Raw genomic sequence first — 19,890 nt, forward strand, 5'->3', positions numbered from 1 at the left:
ATGCCTCCGCTCCTGCTGCCGTCCCTGAGATCTCCGTCGCGAGCGAGTCCTCCGCTTACGTTGCCGCTGACGCCGCTGTCGCTCCGAACGCCTACGCTGCTGTCACAAGCGACGCTGCCTCCGCCGCTTCGAACGCTCACGCCGCATCCACCAACGCAGCCGTTGTTTCGAGCGCCCACGCCGCTGCCGACAGCGACACTGCTTCCGTCGCCAGTGACGCTGCCGCCACTCCGGGCGCTCACGCCGCCGCCGCCGCGACGGGGCCCTCCGCGGTCCGCTTCACCACGCTGGATCTCGCCGCGGCCCTGGGCATCGCTCCTCCGACCCCGGGGCTCCCCCGTGTCGCTCCTGCTTCGGACGCGGCGCGTGCTTCCTCCGAGTCCCGTGCTCGGGCCGTGAACGAACAGCGTGCGGCCCGTCAGCTGCCTCCGAACCCGGGCGAAGTGTTCATGGAGCCTCCGGCTCCGAAGAGCCGCACGGCTCGCATCGTGGAGGAGACGTCGACGTGGAGCCGCGTGTGGCGGCCCTTCCTCTACGAGAGCATCGCGTGGTTCATCGGCGCGTTCCTCATCCTCTCCGGCACGCTCTACTTCGTCTTCGAGTCCTGGGCCGGGATGACGTCCGTCACCCGCTCGCTCACCGTCTTCCTCATGACCGTGGGCTACTCCGTCGGCTTCTCCGTCTGGGGCGGCGTCCTCGCCCGCCGCGAGACGCTGCGCAAGCCCGGCCACATCCTCGGCCTCATCGGCTCCGCCGTGGCCCCGCTCGGCGGCGTCGCGCTGGGGCCCATGGGCTTCGGTGAATCCCTCCAGTTGGACGGTGTGCACCCCGCGCTGCTCGTGCCGCTGCTCTTCGTCTGGGCCGGCGCCGCCGCCTGGCTCGCGCGCAAGCCCTCCGAGTCCTTCGACGCGCCCTCCCGTCCGTTCATCCAACTGGGCCTCGTCGGCGCCACGCTCATCATGGGACTGGCGCCCCTGGCCGCGCGCGTGGGCGCTCCGGCCGTGTGGCTCAACGCCCTGCCGTGCGCCCTCTTCTTCCTGCTGTCGAGCAAGGCCTCCGCCACCCCGCGCAAGGGCGCCGCGCTGGCGTTCGCGCTCACCGCGCCCCTGTACCTCACCGCGGTGTTCGCCATCCGGTTGCACCTGGCCCTGGCCACCGCGGGCACTCCCGTGCCTCCGGGCACCTACGCGCCCTTCGTCGCGTTCCTGCTCGCCACCTGTCTGCGCTTCCGCACGCTGGAGGCGAACCGCGCCGCGGATCCGCTCGCGGTCGGCACCGTCGCGCTCCAGGTGGCCTGCCTCGCGGGCGCCATCACCGGCACCAACCCCGCGCTCTTCCTCACCGCCGCCATCTTCACCGGCACGCTGGTGTCGCTGTCGCGCGGGGCCGTGAACCGGCTGCCGTGGCTCTACCCGGCCTATGCCGGCGCCTACCTCACCTATGCGTCCAGCGTGCAGTTGGTCCCGCACGCCATCACCGTCCTCCTCAACGCCATCAAGACGCGCCTGGGCTATCCGCCCGCGGAGGTGCTGCCCTTCCAGTACGGCGCGCTGACGGCCCTCCCGTTCGTGCTCGCGGGCCTCGTGCTCGCGTACCGCGTCCAGCAGCGCGGCGAGCGCACCGGTGACGCGCGCTCCCTGGGGCTCGCGGACGTGCTGCTGCGCTGCACCACCTGGGCCGCGCCCGCGTTCGCGCTCTACTCGCACCTGGGCGCCGACTCGCGCCCCGCCTTCTTCGCCACGCTGGCCCTGGCCGTGATGTCCCTGGGCGCGGGGCTGCTGTTCAAGCGCTTCCCGCTGTCCGCCGTGGGCGCGGTGCTCTTCGCCGCGCTGCCCTTCTCCGCCATCCGCATCTATGGCGCGGGTCCCGCGGCCGTCGTCGCAGGCGTGCTGGCCCTGGGCCTCGCGGGCCTCGCGTGGCGCCTCACCGACGAGCGCACGCGGCGCTTCCTCTCCGCCGTGGTCGGCGTCATCGCGACGTGCGGCTTCTGCATCGCGCTGGTCACCCAGCCCATCACCGCGCCTGTCGTGGGCATGACGCTGGGCAGCGCGGGCGTGCTGGTGGCCGCGCTCCGGCTGCGCGACGAGCGCTTCCTGGCCTACGGCGCGCTCCTCGCGGGCGCCATCCTGCCGAAGCTCGCCTTCGCCCACTCCACGCAGGCGATGGTCGCGGCGATGGTGGGCGGCTCGCTGGTGCTCGCGCTGCTGGGTGAGCGCGGCGGCCTGCTCAAGCGGCTGGGCGTGCCGGCCTTCCTGTACGCGGGGCTCGCCGTGGTGTGGGGCGCGATCGGCATGGTCTTCATGGGCCCCGTGCTGCTCACCGCCGCCGCGACGGTGGCGGTGACCTCCCGCACCTTCCCCGGCGTGCGGCCGTTCGCGGTCGTGCTCGTGGGCTTCGCGCTCCTGCCGGACGTGCCGCACGTCTACTCCGTGTGGGGCCTGTCGCCGGGGCTGTCGCTGGGGCTGCTCATCGCCGCGTCGCTGCTGGGCTCGCTCGTCGCCGCGCGCAAGGGCAGGAGCGCGAGCACCACCACCGCGGGCGTCCTCGCGCTCATCCTGCCGCTGGTGCCGGTGTCCCTGGCTCCGTCCAGCCAGCAGTCCCTGTTCCTGCTGGGCGCGGCGCTGGCGGCGCTCCTCACGGCTCGCGCGCTGCCCGCGACGCTGGGCCTGCTGCTGGCCACCATCGAGGCCACCGTCGCGCTCCACACCGCGGGGCCCCTGGCGCTCGTGGGGCTCGCCGCATTCCTCAGCGTCCTGGCCCTGCTGGACGACGTGCCCGCCGTGCGCCGCATCGCCACGGGCGGCGAGTCCTTCCGCATCGTCGCCACGCTGGGCGCGATGGCGGTGATGGTGGACGCCTCGATGTCCTGGCACGGGCACGCGCTGGTGCTGTCTCGCGTCGCCCTGCCGCTCGCGCTCATCGGACCCGCGCTGCTGCCGCTCCTGTGGACGCGCTCGCTGCGCCAGCCCTTCGTCGCGGCACTGATGGTGCCCTATGGCGTGATGACCGTGTCGGCCTGGCCCGTGCCGTTCATGTGGACCGCGCTGCTGCCGCTCTTCCCGCTGCTCGTGGTGCGCGTCGTGGAGCACGTGCCCGCCGTGGCCTCGCTGCTGCTGCGCTCCAATGAAGAAGGTCCGCGCCACGAGCTGTCGAAGTGGATGCAGGTGGCGCTCGCGGGCCTGGGGGCGCTGATGCTGCTGGTCCCGGAGGTGGAACTGGGGCAGCGCACGGCCCTCTTCTGCGCCATCGCGCTGGTGCCCATGACGGGCCCGCTGCCGTCCGTCCGGGTCATCGCCGCGTCCCTGCTCCTGCTGTTCATCCCGGACGCGCGGCCGTGGGCCACGGTCCTGTTGCTGGCCCTGGCGCTGGCGGAGCACCACGCGCCCCAGTCCCTGGCCGCCTTCTTCCGAGGCCCGCGCGACGCGTCCCTGCGCGCTTCGGCCACGGGCTCGGCGCTGGCCATCGCCGCGGTGTCCACGCTGGTGCTGCCGTCCCCCGGCGCACTGGCCGTGTTCGGCGCGGTGCTGCTGATGTCCGCGTTCCTGCTGTCGCAGCGCTGGCTGCTCACCGCGGCGGTGGCGGCGTTCGCGCTGGCGCCGCTGGGGCAGACGGGGACGCTCTCGGTGGGCGAGTGGCGTCCGGAGGGAGCCGTGCTCGTCGCGCTCGTGGGCCTGGGCTCCGCGCTGCTGTCCGCGTTGTGCCAGTCCGGCGCCGTGCAGCGCACGCTGACGAACGCCGCCGCGCGTTTGACGCCCGGCATCGAGGGCACCTGGAGCGAGCCGCTGTGGGCCGGTGGCGCCGGCACCGTGGCGCTGCTCGTGGTTCTGCGATTGATGGACGCGGGCCCGGGCGAGCTGCCCCTGTCCGTGGCGCTGGTCGCGGGCGCCGCGTCGCTGACGCTGATGGTGACGCGCGAGCGCCTGATGATGAACGCCGCCACGGCGCTGCTCGGTCTGGTGCTGATCGCCGCCGTGCCTCCGCTGTGGGCTCCCGCGGTGGTGGCGGGTGCGGGCCTGGTGCTGGCGGGCGTGGGCTTCTGGCTGGACACGCGCGGCGTGGCGGTGGGCGCGGCCCTGCACCACGGCGGCGCGGTGCTGGCGCTGCTGTCCGTGGCGGGCCTGCGCTCGCTGACGCACCCGGGCATGCCGCTGTGCGTGCTCTTCGCGTGGGCCACCGCGTGGGTGGTGGTGATGCGCCGCCGGGACCGCGAGTGGGTGGGGTGGCTGGCGTCCCTCTTCGCCGTGCACGCCTTCATCCTGAATTACGGCGCGACGCACTCCACCGGCCGGGGCGCGGAGTTCATCCTCCCGTACTTCGGCGCGGCGACGGCGCTGCTGGCCACGCTGGTGCTGTCCGTGGCGGGTCCGTCCGTGCGCGGGCGGATGGGGCGGGCGTTCGCCGGCATCGCGCTCATCGAAGTGCTGTTCGCGGTGCTGGCGGTGCGCCTGCCGGGCGGCGCGTCGCGCGAGGCGTGGGTGGCGTGCGGCGGGCTCGCGGTGCTGCTCTTCGCCCTGGTGCGCCACGCGGCGCGCGAGGAGGACGAAGCGGCCGCGTGGCTCGCGCAGGCGGTGGTGGCGACGGGCTACTTCTGCGTGCGCTTCATCGGCCTGGACGCGCGCCCCGACGCCGCGGACAGCCTCGTGTCCATCATGGGCGGCGCGGCCTTCACCGGCCTGTACCTCTTCGTGCGGCGCGAGGGCGCGGGCCTCAAGGCCTTCCGCCGTCCCGCCGTGGCGGGCGCGTGGCTCTTCCCGCTGGCGGGCCTGTTGACCGTCCCGTGGAGCCAGCCGTTCGTGGCGGTGGCGCTGCTCGTGGGCTACGCGGCGCACTTCGCGGCGCTCGGGGCGTTCACGAAGCAGCGGGGCGCGGCGTCGCTCATGTCCGTCGCGGCCTTCAACACGGCGCTGTACCTCGTGTGGCTGGGCACCGGCTCCGGCGAGCCGCAGTACTACGCCATCCCCGCGGGCCTCTCCCTGCTCCTGCTGCTGCGCGTCTTCCGCAGGGGACTGTCGCAGGACGCCTACGCGCAGCTGCGCGCCCTGGCGGTGACGGGCATCTACGTGGCGGGCGCGTGGAAGCCGCTGCTCTTCAACGACGGCGACGCGATGCTCCTGTGCGTCTTCCTCTGCCTCGTGGGCGTGGGCGCGGGCATCGCGCTGCGGATCCGCTCCTACGTGTACCTGGGCTCCGCGTTCCTGGTGACGGCGGTGGCCGCCAACCTGGTGCGCTTCGGCATGCGCGACCACCGCATGGGCGCCCTGTTCCTGTCGCTGCTGGGCCTGGCGGTGGTGGGATTCATGGTGGCGCTCAGCGCCCACCGCGCCGCCCTGCTCCAGAAGTACGCGCGGGTGCGAGACCTGCTCGCGACCTGGGAGGGATGATCGCTGTTTGACGTAAAACGATTCCGGGGTTGAATGCGGCCGCGTTCACCCCCGGAGGACTTGTTGCTGCTGCGTCGTTCGTCGCTCGTCACCCTGATGTCGCTGGGCTGCCTGGTGGGTTGTGCGCACGTCCCGGACGCCGCGCCTCGCATGGCGGTGGAACTCCCTGGCTCGGCCGTCACGCGGCCCTCCGCGGTTGAAGCCCCAAAGGTCGCGGCGGTGGGCGCGGAGGGGGCACTCGGCGTGAAGGCCGAAGCCCCGCCGCCGCTGGCCTTCGTGACGCCCGAGGGCAGCGAGGGGCTGGCCGCGCTGCTGGAGGCGGACGCGCACCCGGTGCCGGAGGAGGCGGGCGTCATCGCGGCGGCGCTGGAGGCCGCGGCGCTCTTCACCGGGCCCACGCAGGGGCCGGGCGGCTTCTGGGAGGAGCTGCTGCCGCCGCCGTCGAAGCTGGCGCGCGGCATCGTGGCGCGCGCGGCGCAGTTGGTGGGCGCGCGGCGGTTGGACCGCTCGGTGCCCAATGACTGCTCGGGGCTGGTGCGGCTGGCGTATCTCCAGGCCGGCATCGACCTGGTGGCGCACGGCTTCCTCGCCGGCGAGAACGCGGTGACGGGCATCTTCCGTCGCGCGCAGGCGGCGGGCGCGGTGCACCGGCTGAACCCGCGTCCGGGCGACCTGGCGTTCTTCAAGGAGACGTACGACCGCAACCGCGACGGCAAGCGCAACGACGGCATGACGCACATCGCGGTGGTGGAAGCGGTGGCGCCGGACGGCACCGTGACGTTCATCCACCGGGGCGGCAAGGGCGTGGCGCGCAGCCGCATGAACCTGGCCTTCCCCACGGTGCACAAGCTCGACTCCGGTGCGCTGCTCAACGATTTCATCCGACCGGCGAGCAAGGGGATGCGCGCGTACCTCGCGGGCGAGCTCTTCGTCGCGTTCGCCTCGCCTGGAGGTTTGTAGTCTCACGGCAGTCCCGGGCACGGGCTCGCACCGCGAGCGCGTTTGAATCCATGCGCGGGTGTGGCGTCATCCCGCGCATGAGATTGCCCCTGCTCCTGGGAAGCCTGTTGCTGTCATCCGGCTGCATCGTGGCCGAGACGCGTCCCTCGCATCCGCACCGGCCGCCCCCGAGGCCGCCGCCGTCACGTCCGGTGGCGATGGGCTACGACGAGGCCGTGCGGCGCGGCTTCGACCAGTGCCGTGCGCGCGGCTACCGCTGCGACCTGAAAGAGGCGCACCTCACCGGCAACGACGTGTGGAAGGTGAAGTTCCGCGTGGACGGCCGGGGGGAGAAGGGGCACCTGCACCTGGACTACGACGCCTATTCGCGCAACCTCATCAAGGTGAACGACAAGGTGAAGGACAAGGGCGGCCGCGACTGGGACGACGACGACTGGGACGGCCCGGGGCGTGGCAAGAAGAAGGGCCACGCGCGCCGGGACGACTGAGCCGCCGCGTCTCTCAGTTCGAGGCCTTCTTCTTCAGCAGGGCCTCGGTGTGGTCCAGCAGCTCCGTCCCACCGGGCTGCTCGTGGCCGGGCACGATGATGCGGGCGTCGGGGAAGTGCTCGCGCTCGCGCTTGAGGCTCGCGGGCCAGGCGGCGACGTCCGCGTCGTCCAGGTTGCCCAGGCCCTTCGCCGTGGCGTCCTTGATGAAGCAGCCGCCGTAGAGGATGCCCGAGGCCGGGTGCATGACGACGAGGTTGTCGGGCGAGTGCCCGGCGCCCGGGAAGAACACCGACAGCGGGCCGAAGTCCTGCGCATCGCTCAAGCGCTGCTGGGGCACGGGGTTGCCCTCCGCCTTCGCGCGTCGGGCCGTGTCCTCGCGGGCGTGGACGGGGATGCCCTGGGCGTCGAGCGTGGGGATGCCGCCCGTGCGGTCGATGTGGAAGTGCGTCACCAGCGCCGCGCGCACCGGGCGATGGAGCGTGTCCTTCGCCCAGGCGAGCAGCGCCTTGGCGTGCTCCGGCTTCCAGCCCGTGTCCACGAGGATGGAAGCGTCACCGTCCTCCACGAGCAGCCCGTTCGCGGTGATGCCCGCCCAGTCCCCGCCCGCTTCCGTGACGTGCAGCCACACGCCCGGGGCGATGCGCCGCACGCGCACGTCCTTCGCGAGCACGGTCTCCTCCTGCTTCGCGGAGGCCGCCGGGGTGGGCTTCTTGGAAGGGGTCTTGGGCGGTGCCGCGGAGGCGGTGGCGGAACACGCGAGGAAGGCGAGCAGGGCGGCGCGGCGCAGGGGCTTCATGGGGCTCCAGTGAGAGGAACGCATGGGAGGCCCGCCGCGAGTGCAAGAGGGATGCACAGCGAATGCGTGGCCCCCGTGACGCACCCGCGCGTCCGGTGAGCCACGCCCCACGCTACTGCGCGGTCTTCTTCTTCAGCTCTTCCAGGGCGCGGCTGAGCACCTGTGCGTTGCAGGCCTTGCCGCTACCGGACGGCTTCTCGCTGGAGGCCGACTCCACCGCGCGCGTGAGGGCGGGCAGGGCGGCGGCGTCGCCCAGGCTCACCAGCCGCAGGGCGGCCTTCGCGCGCACGTTGCAGTCACTGGACTCCAGCGACGCGGAGAAGAGCTTCACCCGGTCCAGGCCCTTGTAGTCCCTGGCGTCCAGGTAGCGCAGCGCGCCCCACTGCTTCGAGGAGAGCTCGCCCCGCGCCAGGGACTCCATGCGCGGAAGGACGGTGGCGTCGGGCAGAGCGTCCAGGGCCCGGCTCGCGGAGGTGTCGTTGTCGCCCAGGTCCTCGGCCAGCCCATCCAGGAGGGTCGTCTCCGGCTCCACCGCGTCTTCCTTGCCCAGACCCAGGATGAGGCCGTGCTCCTCGTTGTGCCGGTTCTGCGCGTGCTTCACCTCCGCGCGCAGCAGCGTCGTCTGCGCGCCCTTGGGCACGTCTGGCGCCTCCAGCCGCTGGAGGGCCTCCCGGGGCTTGCCGTCCTCCAGGAGCCCACGCGCCTGCACCAGCGGATCATTCGCGTGCACCGCCCAGGCGACGCCCGCCACCAGCAGCGCCAGCGCTCCCCCCGCGACGCCGGCCAGCACGCGCGGGTGATGACGCAGGTACCTCGCGCCCTCGCGCGCCTTCAGGCGCAGGGCGTCCAGCGGTGGCAGCTTCGTCCCTGGCTCCGGGAGGCCCAGCGCCGCGGCGAAGGGGGAGCCCTCCGCCGAGCGCGTCACCCGGTAGAGCTGCACCTTCTCGTCGCGGCCGGGCAGGGGGATGGCGCCGCAGGGCTCGGCGGGAGCCTCGGCGCGGTTGCGCACCATGTTCACGGCCTCGGTGAAGGTCACCTCGTCCGCGGCGGCCACGTGCTCCACCGCCTTGACGACCTCCATCGGCTCGCCGAGCACCGCGTCGTTCGTCACCAGCACCTCGCCCGCGTGCAGGCACACGCGGATGTGGAGCTGGTGCTCGGGCGGCACCGTCTGGTTGTAGCGCCACAGCGCCTGCTGCATCGCCATGCCGCAGCGGATGGAGGCGGTGGGGGCCCGGAAGACGGCGAGCAGCGCGTCGCCGCGCTTCTGCACCAGGCGTCCCTCGTGCTCGCGCACCAGCGGCATCAGCAGCCGGTCGTGCGTGTCCAGCATCCGCGCGTTCTCCTCGTGCGTCTGCCGGCTCATCCGCTCGGTGAAGCCCTGGATGTCGGTGAGCATCACCGTCACGTTCTGCGCCTTCGTCACCGCCGCGCCGCCCGTCACCGCGGGCATCCCGCCGCCCGTCAGCCGGGCCGTGCCGAACGCCGCCGTGCCCGTGCGCTGCGGGGCCTGCACCGGAGGCGCCGTCACGGAAGGAGCGGCCGGTGCCACGCCGAACGCCGCCGTGCCCGAGCCCGGGCCCGGGGGCGCGGGGTTCACGCCGAAGGCCGCCGTGCCCGAACCGCCGACGGCCGGCGCCGTGCCCGAGGAGGGCGTCGCATGGACGATGGGCGTGCCCTGGCTGGGGGTGAACGCCATCAGCGCCGCGTGCGCCAGGCCCAGCGCGTCCGCCAGCTCCTTCGCCGTCTGCGGCCGCTTCGCCGGGTCCTTGTCCAGCAGCCGCATCACCAGCGACAGCAGCCCCACGTAGCGCGACAACTGCGGCGCCGCGCGGTCCAGCGGCAGCGGCGCGTGCGAGGCGTGCTGCGACAGGAAGTGGCGCGGCGTGGGCCCGTCGAACGGCAGCCGTCCGGAAAGCACGCGGTAGGCCAGCACCCCGAACGAGTACAGGTCGCTGCGCGTGTCCACCTTCGCGCCCACGGCCTGCTCCGGGGACAGGTACTCCGGCGTGCCCAGCACCACGCCCACCTGGCTGAGCGCGCTGCCCGCCTCCGGCTCCACCAGCCGCGCGATGCCGAAGTCCAGGAGCCGCGCCTGCTCTCCGCGCGCGGACGGGGAGATGAGGACGTTCTCCGGCTTCAGGTCGCGGTGGATGATGCCCTTGTCGTGGATGGCGGACAGCCCTTCCGCCAACTGCTGGAGCAGCGCCAGCGCCCGGGGCGCGAGCAGCGGGCCGTCCTGGAGCGCGTCGTGGAGGCTCTGCCCCTCCACGAACTCCATGACCAGGCACGCGGCGTCGCCGGACTGGCCGAAGTCCACGATGCGCACCACCGCCGGGTGCTCCACCGCGGAGAGGAGGCGGGCCTCGCGTTTGAAGCGCTCGGCCATGCCGGCCTGGGCGTGCAGGTCGTGGTGGAGGACCTTGATGGCGACCTTGCGTCCCAGGGAGACCTGCTCACCCAGGTACACCTCACCCATGCCCCCAGAGCCCAGGGGCTTGAGAACCCGGAAACGGCCGTCGAGAACCAGTGCGTCGGGGGCCAGCACGGCGCGGCATATTGCACGGCTTCCCTCTTGGGCGCATGACGTTCCTCCAGGACGGAATCACCTGGACAACGCCTGGGTGCGCCATGCCCCGCCGCCTGCCTCCCAGCCAAGGGTTTGCCTAAAAATTCCAGGGCTTAGGGGGCATGGTAGCCTCCCCAGCCTCACCGATGGCCACCGATAGCGAGTCCCCCAAGCCCGTCGCGCCTGCTTCCGGCGCCGCCCCCGAGCTTCGCCTGCTGGATCGGCGTGCGTTCGTGGGCTTTCCGGCCTTGGAGGTCCAGCCCGGGCTGCGCATCGCCGACTTCGCGCTCCAGATTCCGGACGTCAGCTTCCCGTTCAACGTCAGCGCGGGCGCCACGCGCTACCAGCGCAAGAAGCTGCTCTTCGGCTTCCTGGAGCTGACGGTCGACGCGGACCTCGTCACTCGCAAGGTGGCGGAGCTGGCCGGACGGCTGGCGGGCATCGAGGAGCTGCGGCTGCACTTCCGCCCCGGCTACCTGGAGGGCCAGGGACGGCTGCCCGCGCCGGAGCGCACGCCGTTCACGTTCAAGATCGCCTTCGACGCGGACGGGGACCGGCTGGCCGTCTACGTCTACGACGTGCGGCTGTATGGCTTCTCCGCCACGCCGTCGGTGCAGCTGCCGGGCCTGCTGTCCGAGGCCGTGGGCGCGCTGGGCCTGCTGCCGGACGTGGAGGTGCGCGGCGCCACCGGCTTCTCCACCCGCGTGCTACCGGCGCTGTGCGAGCTGGCCGCGCTGAGCCGGGGCTACAAGGTGCCCACGCTGGACACCGCGCGCCTGTCCGCGGCGGAGGTCTCCAGCACGGGCCTGCGCCTGCGCTTCGCCGCCGGTGGGCTGCCGCCGCCCGCCGCGCCGGACGAGGAGCTGATGCTGGCGCTGGAGGGCGCCCGGGCCTTCGCGGACGCCGAGGCGCTGGTCGCGCAGGGCCGGCTCGCGGAGGCGCGGCAGGCGTACCTTCAGGCCGGAGACGCGCAGGACGCGCACCCGTTCGCGGCGGAGCGATTGCTGGCGCTGCTCGTCGCGGATCCTCAGGCGCACGACCTGGCCCTGGATGTCGCGGCCACGCTGTCGCGCCGCCGGGACCGCAGCCCCGCGGCGCTGTGGGGCGAGGCCGTGGTGCGCGAGCGCCGGGGCGAGGGTGCCCGCGCGGCGGAGCGCTACCTGGCGCTGTGCGCGCTGGCCCGCCGCACGTCGGAAGAGGCCGCCGCGTTCTTCGCCGCCGAGGCCGCCGCGCGCTCCTCGCGCGACACCGCGCCTCAGGTGGCGGTGAAGGCGCTGCACGAGCTGCTGGGCCTCAAGCCGGACCACCTGCCTTCGTTGAAGGCGCTGGCGCGCGCGTCGGATCAGGCGCGCGACCGGGCGGGCGCGGTGCGGGCGTACCGGCGGCTCGCGGCGCTGGCGCGCGACCCGTTGGAGGCCGCGGACGCGCACGTGCACCTGGCGCGGCTGTGCGCGCAGACGGAGGACGACATCGCGGGCGCCCGGCTGCACTGCGAGGCCGCGCTGCGGTTGTCTCCGGATCAGCCGGACGCGCTGCTGCTGCTCGGTGAGCTGTGCCACCGCGGCGGCGAGCACCTGCGCGCGTTGAAGGCGCTGGACCGGCTGCGCGAAGTGTCCATGGCGCGCCATGAGCTGGACCGCGTGGGACAGGCGGACCTGCTCGCGGGCCGTGTATGGGAAGACGGCCTGAAGCAGCCGGAGAACGCGCTCCTGCGCTACCGCGAGGCGGTGTCGCTGCTGCCCGGTGAGCCGGAGCCGCTGTTCGCGTCCGCGCGCGTGGCGGAAGGGCTGGGCCGGTTGCAGGAAGCGCTGAGCGGCTACCAGCAGGCGCTGGAGCTGGCGGGCCCCGCGCCGCGTTCGGAGAGCGTGCGCCACGCCGCGCACGAGAGCCACCATGCGCTGGCGCGGCTGTCGCGCACGAAGCTGGGCGACCCGGCGCGGGCGCGCGAGCACCTGGAAGCGGCGCTCGCGTTGGACCCGCGCGACGCGGTGGCGCTGGAGGAGCTGATTCCGTACTTCCGCGTCACCGGCCGCTCTCAGGAGCTGGCCGAGGCGCTGGAGAAGGCCGCCGCGCTGAAGGAGGAGCCGAAGGCCCGCGCCGCGCTGTGGGCCGAGGCCGGTGAGCTGTACCGGGGCAAGCTCCAGCAGGCGGACAAGGCCGACAAGCTGCTCACGCTCGCGCTGGAGGCGGACGGAGACCACCGGCCCGCGCTGGAGTCGCTGCTCGCGCTGGCCGAGGCCCGTCGCGACGGCGCACAGCTCACCCGGTGCCTCGCGGCGCTGGCGCGGCTGACGGTGGAACCGAAGGAGCGGGCGCAGAAGTACCGCCGGCTCGCGGTGGCCGCGCGCGACCTGGCGTTCGACCTGGACCTCGCCGTGCACGCGCTGCAGGAGGTACTGCGCGCGGAGCCGGACGACCTGCCGGCACTGGGCGAATTGTGCGCGTTGCAGCGCAAGCGCTCCGACCTGGCGGGGCTCGCGACGGCGCTGGAGGACCGCGCGCGCGTGGCCGAGGCGCAGGGCGACAAGCGGCTGGCGGCGGCGGCGCTGCGGGAGCTGGCCGGCGTGCTGGAGGCGCGGCTGGGCCGCGTGGGCGACGCGCTGGTGGCGCTGGAGAAGGCCGCGCGGCTGGCGCCGGACGCGGCGGTGCTGCTGGACCTGGCGGACCTGAGCCTGCGCTGCGAGCGGCCCGAGCATGCCCGCCGCGCGCTGGAATCGCTGCTGGCCACGCTGCCTCGCACCGCGGCGCCGGAGAAGCTGGCGGACGTGCGCGCGCGGCTGGGCCGTGCGTGTGAGCTGCTGGGCGACCGGGAAGGCGCCATCGCCGCGTACGCGCAGGCGTTCCCGCTGCGGCGGCTGGACGACGTGCTCGCCACGCGGCTGGAGGCCCTCTACACGGAGGCCGGCGAGACGCAGGCGCTGGCGGAGCTGTGGGCCACGCGCGCGCAGGCGCTGGCGGGCGCGGACCGGGCGGAGGAGGCGGCGCCGCTGTTCCTCCAGAGCGCTCGCGCCCTGCTGGAGCGCGGAGAGAAGGCCTCCGCGCTGATGCGCCTGGCCTCCGCGCTGGAGGCGAGCCCCGAGGGACCGCTGGCCGCCGAGGTGCTGGAGGCGCTGGCCGAGCTGGAGCTGGAACGCGGCGAGAAGCTGGAGGCGGCGCGGCTGTACGCGCGGCGTGCCACGCTGGTGCCGGAGGCGCGCGCGGGCGCGAAGCTGCTCTTCCGCGCGTCGCTGCTGGCCGCGGGCACCAGCCGCGAGGAGGCCTTCCTCGCCGAGGCGCTGGAGCGCGACGCGACGTTCGCGCCCGCGCGGATCCGCCGGGGCGAGCTGCGGCTGGCCACGGATGCCCGCGCCGCGCTGGAGGACTTCGAGGCGGTGCTGGCGCTGCCGCCCGCGGACGTGGATGCCCCGCGCGAAGCGGAGCGCGTGGCCCTCACGCGCAAGGCCGCCACCGCCGCCGTGCGCGCGAACCGCACGGACGCGGCCCGGCGCCTGCTCGCGGAGTTCAGCGCGCGCACGCCGGAGGACCTGGACGCGCGGCTGGAGCTGGCCGCGCTGCACCGCAAGGCCGGCGCCCGCGAGGCCCTGGCGGACCTGCTGGTGGAGCTGTGGCCGCGCCTCGCCGGAGACGCCCGCCGTCAGGCCCGCCGCGAGCTGGCGGAGCTGTGCCTCTCCCTGGGCCGTGCGAGCGCCGCGGCGGATTCGCTGCGCAGCCTGCTGGCGGAGGAGCCGCAGGACGCGTGGGCCGCGCAGGCGCTGCTGGAGCTGCTGCCCCCGCCCGGCACGGGCACGCCGGAAGAAGAGGCCGAGCGGCTGGAACTCTTGGGCACGCTGGTGTCCGCCGCGTCGGGTGAAGCCCGCGCCGAGCTGCTCGCGCGCCGGGCCGCCCTGCACCGGAGCGCGGGCCGCACGGGTCCCGCGCGGGACGACTGCGCGCAGGCCGCGAAGCTGTCGCGCCGCCCCGCGCCGCTGCTGCTGATGCTGGCGGAGCTGGCGCGCGAGGCGTCGGACGCGCCCGCCGAACTCGATGCCTGGCGCCGCGCCGTCGCCGCCGATGCCACCCTGGGCGCCCGCGCCCGGGAGCGGCTGCTGGCCCTGGCCGCCGTGCTGCTGGAGAAGGACGAGCGCGCCTCCGCCGGGGACGCGCTGCGCGCCGCCATCGCGCTGGATCCGCCCTCCGACGCGCGGTGCGACGCCTTCTTCGCGCTCGCCGAGCTGGCCCGCCGCGACAGCAAGCCCGCCGACGAAGCCGCCGCGCTCGCCGAGGCCTCGCGCCAGGGGCCCATCGCCCGCCGCGTGGAGGCGCTCCTGCTGCGCGCCACGCTGCTCGAAGAATTGGGCGACCGGAGCGGCGCCGCGCGCGACCTGGAAGCCGCGCTCGTCCTGGCGCCGCGCCACGAAGAGGCCACGCTCGCGTTGCAGCGCGTGCTGCGCGACCTGGAGGACTGGGCCCGGCTCGCGGAGCTGCTCGCCGCCGAGGCGCCCCATGCGCCGGCCGCCGCCGCCGCGTCGCTGTACTCGGAGCTCGCGAGCCTCTACCTCGACCGGCTGGGGCAGGGGGCGCCCGCCGAGGCCGCGCTGCGCCAGGCGCTGCGGCTGAGCCCGGCCGACGCGACGGTGCGCCGCCGGCTGGTGTCGCTGGTGGCCGGTCGCGGTGAGCTGCTGGAGGCCGCGGGCCTGCTGGAGGCCGCGGCGGAGGACGCCGACGCCGCCGAGGCCGCGGCGCTGCTGCGCGAGGGTGTCACCTACGCGCGGCAGGCCCAGGAGCTGGACCGGGCGCTGGCCCTGGCGCGTCGCGCGCATGCGCGGGTGCCGGCGAAGGGCGAGGACCTGGCCACGCTCGCGGACCTGCTCTTCCTGCGCGGCGCGGTGCGCGAAGCCCTGCCGTTGCAGGAGGCCCTGGTCCAGGCCGCGGATTTCCGCGCGGCCCCGGAAGCGGCGGAGTCCACGAGCCTGCGCCTGGGCGACCTGGCGGAGCAGGCCGGAGACGTGAAGCGCGCGGTGGCCGCGTACCGGCACCTGCTCGCGGAGCGCCCGCTGTGCGAGCGCGCCGTGGAGCGTCTGGCCGCGCTGCTGGAGCGCGATGATCCGCGCGGTGCCTTCGAGGTGCGCGTCGCCCACGCGCGCGTGCTGGCGCCGTCTGAGGACACCGTCACTCGGCTGGTGTCGCTGGCGGAGCGCGCACGCGAGGCGTTGGCGGACGCGGGCATCGCCGCGTCGCTGCTGTCCCACGCGGCGCAGATGGCGAAGGAGCCGCTGCCCCTGCGCCGCCGGCTCGTCGCCCTCTACCGCGAGACGGGCCGCACGTCGGAACTCCTGGCGGAGCTCCAGCCGGTGGCCGCGCTCAGCCTCCAGGCCGGAGAGGTGGACGCCGCGCTCGCGGCCTACGACGAAGAGGCCCGGCTCGCCGAGTCGCTGGGCCGCGCGGACGAAGCGCTGCGCTCGCTCGCCAACGCGCGCGACCTGCTCGCCGCGGGGGAGCGCAACGCGGAGGCCGCCGCGTGCGAGCGCCGCCGCGCGGAGCTGCTGCGCGACGTGAAGCTGGATCTGAACGCGGCCGAGGCCTCGCTGGAGCGCGCCTTCGGGTTCGCCGCGGAGCTGGACACCGCGCGCATGGGCGCGGCCCTGGCCGAGCGCCGCGACGACGCTGCCGCCGAGGCGCGCTGGTGGGAGCGTGGCCTGCCCCGGATGACGGGCACGCGCGAGGGCGCGGCGGTGCTGCTGCGCCTCGCCCGCCTGTACCTGGGCGAGCTCGCGGACCCTGCGAAGGCCGAGGGCTTCCTGCGCCAGGCCCTGCGCCAGGACCGGTGGCTCACCGAGGCCGAGAACCTGCTCGCGGAGCTGCTGGAGCGCGACGGACGGCTCGCGGAGCTGGCCGCCTGGTACGAGGAGTGCGCGGAGTCGGAAATCGACGCCGACCGCCACGCGGCGCTGCTGCTCCAGGCCGCGGTCCTCTACCGCGACCGCGCGAACAAGCCGGAGGCCGCCGCCGCCGCGCTCATCGCCGCGCGCGCCGCGAAGCCGGACGACCTGAACCTCACCGCGCAGGCCGCGGAGCTGCTGCACCAGGTGCGCCGCCCCGCCGACGCCGCCGAGTTCGACGCCATCCTCCTGGAGGCCGACCCGTTCCGGGAGCCCGTCTTCGCGCGCCACCGCGCCTTCCTGGAGGAGAGCGGCGAGCGCCAGGCCCTGGCCGAGCTGATGCTCCGCCGCGCCGAGCGTCAGACGCCCGCCGAGGCCGCCGCCAGCTACCTCGCCGCCGCGAGCGCCTTCCGCGAAGAGGGTGCCCGCGAGCGCGCCATCCTCTGCGAGGACCGCGCGTTCGAGCTGGACCCCGCCAACGCGGAGGCCTTCCAGCACGTGCGCGAGCGCGCCGCCGGAGACGTGCGCCGGCTGGCGGACCTGCTGGGCCAGCGCGCGGAGGCCGTGGCCCCCACCGAAGCGCTGCCCCTGCTGCGCGAGCGGGCCCAGCGCCTGCTGGACGCGGGTGAAGCGCTCAAGGCCGCGGAGGCCTTCGACGACTACCTGGGCCGCGCGGGCGGCGACGTGGACGCGCTCTGCGCCCGCGCCGAGCTGGCCGCGCAGGGTGGTGGCCCCGCCGCCGCGCAGCCGTATGACCGCCGGGTGCTGGCGCTGGGCGGTGACACGCTGCCCGTGCCGGTGCGCGTGCGCACGTGGCTGCGCCTGGGCCACGCGTCGCTCGCGTCCGGAGCGTTCCACGACGCGGCGGATGCCTTCGAAGCCGTGGTGTCGCTGGAGCCGGAGGGCGCGCGCGGCGGTGAGGCGCTGTCGCTGCTCGCGGAGGTGCACTCGCGCACGGGCAACGGCCCCGGGCTGTACCGCGCGTCGTTGCAGCTGGCGCGCAGGGCCCAGGACGCGGCGACGGAAGAGGTGCTGCTGCGCCGCGCGGCCGACCTCTTCGATGATCCGCGCGAGGCCATCGACGCGCTGGTGCCCCTGGCCCGGCTGCGCCCGGCGGATGCGAGCGTCATCGACCGCGCGGTGGAGGGACTGCGCGCCCTGGGCCGCCACGGCGACCTGCTGGGCATCTACGAAGCGGGCGCGGAGGCCGCGGGAGGCTCGCGCGCCGCAGAGCTGCTGCTCGCCGCCGCGTCCGTGGCGAACGAGTCGCTGTCGGACGCGGACACCGCCTGGGCCCTCACGCGCCGCGCGGCGGAAGCGGATCCGGAGAACCCGGCCGCCCTGCGCGCGCTGGTGGACGGCCTGCGCGCACGCAAGGAGTCCGCCGAACTGCTCGCCGCGCTGGAGCGGTTGATTCCCCTCACGGAGGACGCGGACGAGTCCGCGGTGCTCCGCCTGGAGTTCGCGGCGTTGGCGAAGGACGCGGGCCGCGAGGACGCCGCCCGCGACGCGCTGGAAGCCGTGGTGTCGCGCGGTGTCTCCGGAGCCGGCTACGCCGACGCGCTGGAGGCCCTGGAGCCGCTGCTCGGTGAAGCGCACGCGCGCCGCGCCGAGGTGCGCGTGGCCCGCGCCGAGCTCGCGTCGGGCGAGCAGCGCGTGTCGCTGCTGGTGGCCGCCGCGCGGGCCTTCGAGAAGGCAGGCCTGCTGGAAGACGCACTGAAGGCCGCGAAGGCCGCCGTCGCCACGGAGCCGGACCTGCGCGCCGCGCTGCTCGTCGCGCACCTGCACCGCGCCTCGGGAGACGCGCCCCGCGCGGCCCGCGCGCTGTTGCAGGCGGCCCGGCTCGCCGCGCCGGAAGAGCGTCCGCCGCTGCTGCTGGAGGCCGCCGGCCTCTGGGAGAAGGCGGGTGAGATGAGCGAGGCGCTGGAGGTCATCGAGCGCATCGCCACGGACGCACCGGACATGCTGTCCGCGTCGGAGCTGGCCGAGCGCTTCGCCCGCCTGGGTTCCTTCGCGCGCGCCCTGGACGTGGGCTTCGCGCCCGCCATGGCCGCGGGCGAGTACACCGACGCGCTGGCCATGGCCGCGCAGGCGGGCGACGTGCCCCGCACGCGCGTGGCCCTCTGGGCCCTGGTCGCGATGCCGGACGCGGATCCCGCCCACGCCTCCGCGCTGGCGGACGGCCTGCGCGAGGACGCGGAGTGGGAAGGCCTGCTGGAGCTGGCGGCCCTGTCCTATGAGCGCGACGCTGGCTTCGCCGTGGCGCTGCGCGATGAAGTCCTGCGCGCCCGTCCGGCCCCGGTGCTCGCGCGCCTGCGCGCCCTGGAAGAGGTGGGTGGTGAGCCCGGCCTCGGCGCGCGCCTGATGCTCCTCCTGCCGGAGCTGGGGCTGGAGCCGGAAGCGCTGGCGGAGGCCGTGCTCGTCCGCGTGCGCGCGCTGCCGGAGCCCGCGCGGCTGGAGTCCCTGGCCTTCGCGGCGGACGGCTGGCCCGCGCGCCGTGAAGAGCTGCTGCGCGAGCGCTACGCGCTGGAGCGCCAGCTGGGCAACCTGGAGTCCGCGGAGCGCACGCTGGCGCTCATCGCGGAGGACACGAAGGACGCCAGGGCGCGCGCGCTGCTGCACCTGGAGCGCGGTGAGCTGCTCCAGGGCCCGCTGGCCCAGCCGGCGGAAGCGCGCGAGGCCTTCGAGGCCGCCCTCGCCGACGACGCGGACAACCTCGCCGCCGTGCAGGCGCTGCTCGCGCTGGTGGACGAGGCGCGCGAGTCCACGGTGTTCCTCACGCTGGCGGACACCCTCGCGAAGCTCGCGGGCGCCGACGCGTGGACGCCGTACCGCGAGCGCCTGGCGGACGCCTACGAAGCCCAGCAGCGCTGGGCCGAGGCGGCCACGCAGCTGGAGCAGCTCCCGGACACGGACGAGCGGCTGGCCCGCCGCGTGAAGCTCGCCGACGCGCGCGGCCTGGTGGGCGAAGCGCTGCGCCTGCGCGAGCGCCTCACGCAGGACCCCGCGGAGCTGGAAGTCATCCTGCGCGGCTACCTGGACGCGCAGCTCGTGGGCCCGGCGGTGCGCCTGGCGGAGCGGCTCGCGGACGCACAACAGCTCACGCCCGCGCTGACGCGGTGGGTGACCGAGCGCTTCTCTCCGTCCCCCGACGGCGCGGTGCTCGCGGTGCGCTTCTGGCCCGCGCTCCTGCGTGAGAAGTGGCCGGACGTGGACGGCTGGACGCTCTACGCGGAAGCGCTGCGCGCCCTGGGACGTCCGGAGGCGGAGCGCACGGACGGCATCGGCGCCGCGCTCGTGAGCAGCGACGCTCCCGCGCCTCGCGCGCCCGTGTCGCGGCTGGAGCGTCCCGCGCAGGACTTCCAGCACCCGGAGCCGGAGGGCCTGGTGCCGGTGACGGAAGAGAGCCTCGCGCGGCTGCACGTCGCGCTGAAGCCGGTGCTCGTGTCGCTGGGCGCGGAAGGCGTGCGCGTGTCCGTGGACCCGCGCGGTGGCGTGGAGGCGTACCTCACGTCGCCGGACGCGCTGGTGCTGGGCGCGGGCGCGCTCGGCTGCTTCGGCGCGGTGGAGCTGGGCTGGCTGTGCGCGCTGGCGCTGGCGCTGGGCTCCGAGGGCGTGGAGCTCACCCGTCCCGGCGCGGTGCTGGCGTGGGAGGACGCGGCGGTGGCGGCCTGGCGCGCGATGCCCGCGTCGCTGGCGGCGGGGCGCGTGCTGGCGCGGCTGGACTCGGACGTGCGCGGCGGGGACCCCGCGGCGGTGGATGTGGGCGCGGTGCTGTCCCGCAGCGAGGCCTTCCGTCAATTGGCCCTGGCCTCGCTGGACGTCTAACCTGGAGCGC

The 19,890-nt window shown here is 75.0% G+C and carries 6 protein-coding genes; 4 read left to right on the forward strand and 2 right to left on the reverse strand.

All coding sequences use genetic code 11. The features are described from left to right. Nucleotides 1-395 precede the first annotated feature (395 nt). The 3 genes from JYK02_RS36680 (at nt 396) to JYK02_RS36690 (ending at nt 6,829) form a co-directional block, all read left to right on the forward strand. Entirely contained in the window at nt 396-5,381 is a 4,986-nt protein-coding gene (locus tag JYK02_RS36680) for a hypothetical protein (protein WP_207057610.1), read from the forward strand. A 63-nt stretch (nt 5,382-5,444) separates the two neighbouring features. After that, nucleotides 5,445-6,341 (forward strand): CHAP domain-containing protein, encoded by an 897-nt coding sequence (locus JYK02_RS36685; protein WP_207057611.1) that lies wholly within the window; start codon nt 5,445-5,447, stop codon nt 6,339-6,341. Nucleotides 6,342-6,418: 77 nt separating this feature from the next. Beyond that, nucleotides 6,419-6,829: a hypothetical protein gene (locus tag JYK02_RS36690; protein ID WP_242589617.1), complete on the forward strand. Its 411-nt coding sequence runs from the start codon at nt 6,419-6,421 to the stop codon at nt 6,827-6,829. Between the two features lie 13 nt (nt 6,830-6,842). Here JYK02_RS36690 and bla read toward each other — a convergent pair whose 3' ends face one another. Further along, the gene (bla, locus tag JYK02_RS36695) at nt 6,843-7,625 is read right to left on the reverse strand and encodes a subclass B1 metallo-beta-lactamase (RefSeq protein WP_242589618.1); all 783 of its coding nucleotides are present in this window, start codon (nt 7,623-7,625) and stop codon (nt 6,843-6,845) included. Between the two features lie 112 nt (nt 7,626-7,737). Further along, nucleotides 7,738-10,173 carry a protein kinase domain-containing protein gene (locus JYK02_RS36700; protein ID WP_207057614.1) on the reverse strand — a complete coding sequence of 812 codons (2,436 nt, stop codon included), beginning with the start codon at nt 10,171-10,173 and terminating at the stop codon, nt 7,738-7,740. A gap of 167 nt (nt 10,174-10,340) precedes the next feature. On the opposite strand from JYK02_RS36700, the gene JYK02_RS36705 reads away from it, so the two are divergent. Further along, the gene (locus tag JYK02_RS36705; RefSeq protein ID WP_207057615.1) at nt 10,341-19,880 is read left to right on the forward strand and encodes a flagellar hook-length control protein FliK; all 9,540 of its coding nucleotides are present in this window, start codon (nt 10,341-10,343) and stop codon (nt 19,878-19,880) included. Nucleotides 19,881-19,890: the final 10 nt, after the last annotated feature.

This window comes from Corallococcus macrosporus (assembly GCF_017302985.1).
Taxonomy (GTDB): domain Bacteria; phylum Myxococcota; class Myxococcia; order Myxococcales; family Myxococcaceae; genus Corallococcus; species Corallococcus macrosporus_A.

Excerpts from the sequence above, each read along its gene's own strand:
- JYK02_RS36705 (WP_207057615.1), top strand. The coding sequence starts at position 10,341 with ATGGCCACCGATAGCGAGTCCCCCAAGCCCGTCGCGCCTGCTTCCGGC.
- bla (WP_242589618.1), bottom strand. The coding sequence starts at position 7,625 with ATGAAGCCCCTGCGCCGCGCCGCCCTGCTCGCCTTCCTCGCGTGTTCC.
- JYK02_RS36690 (WP_242589617.1), top strand. The coding sequence starts at position 6,419 with ATGAGATTGCCCCTGCTCCTGGGAAGCCTGTTGCTGTCATCCGGCTGC.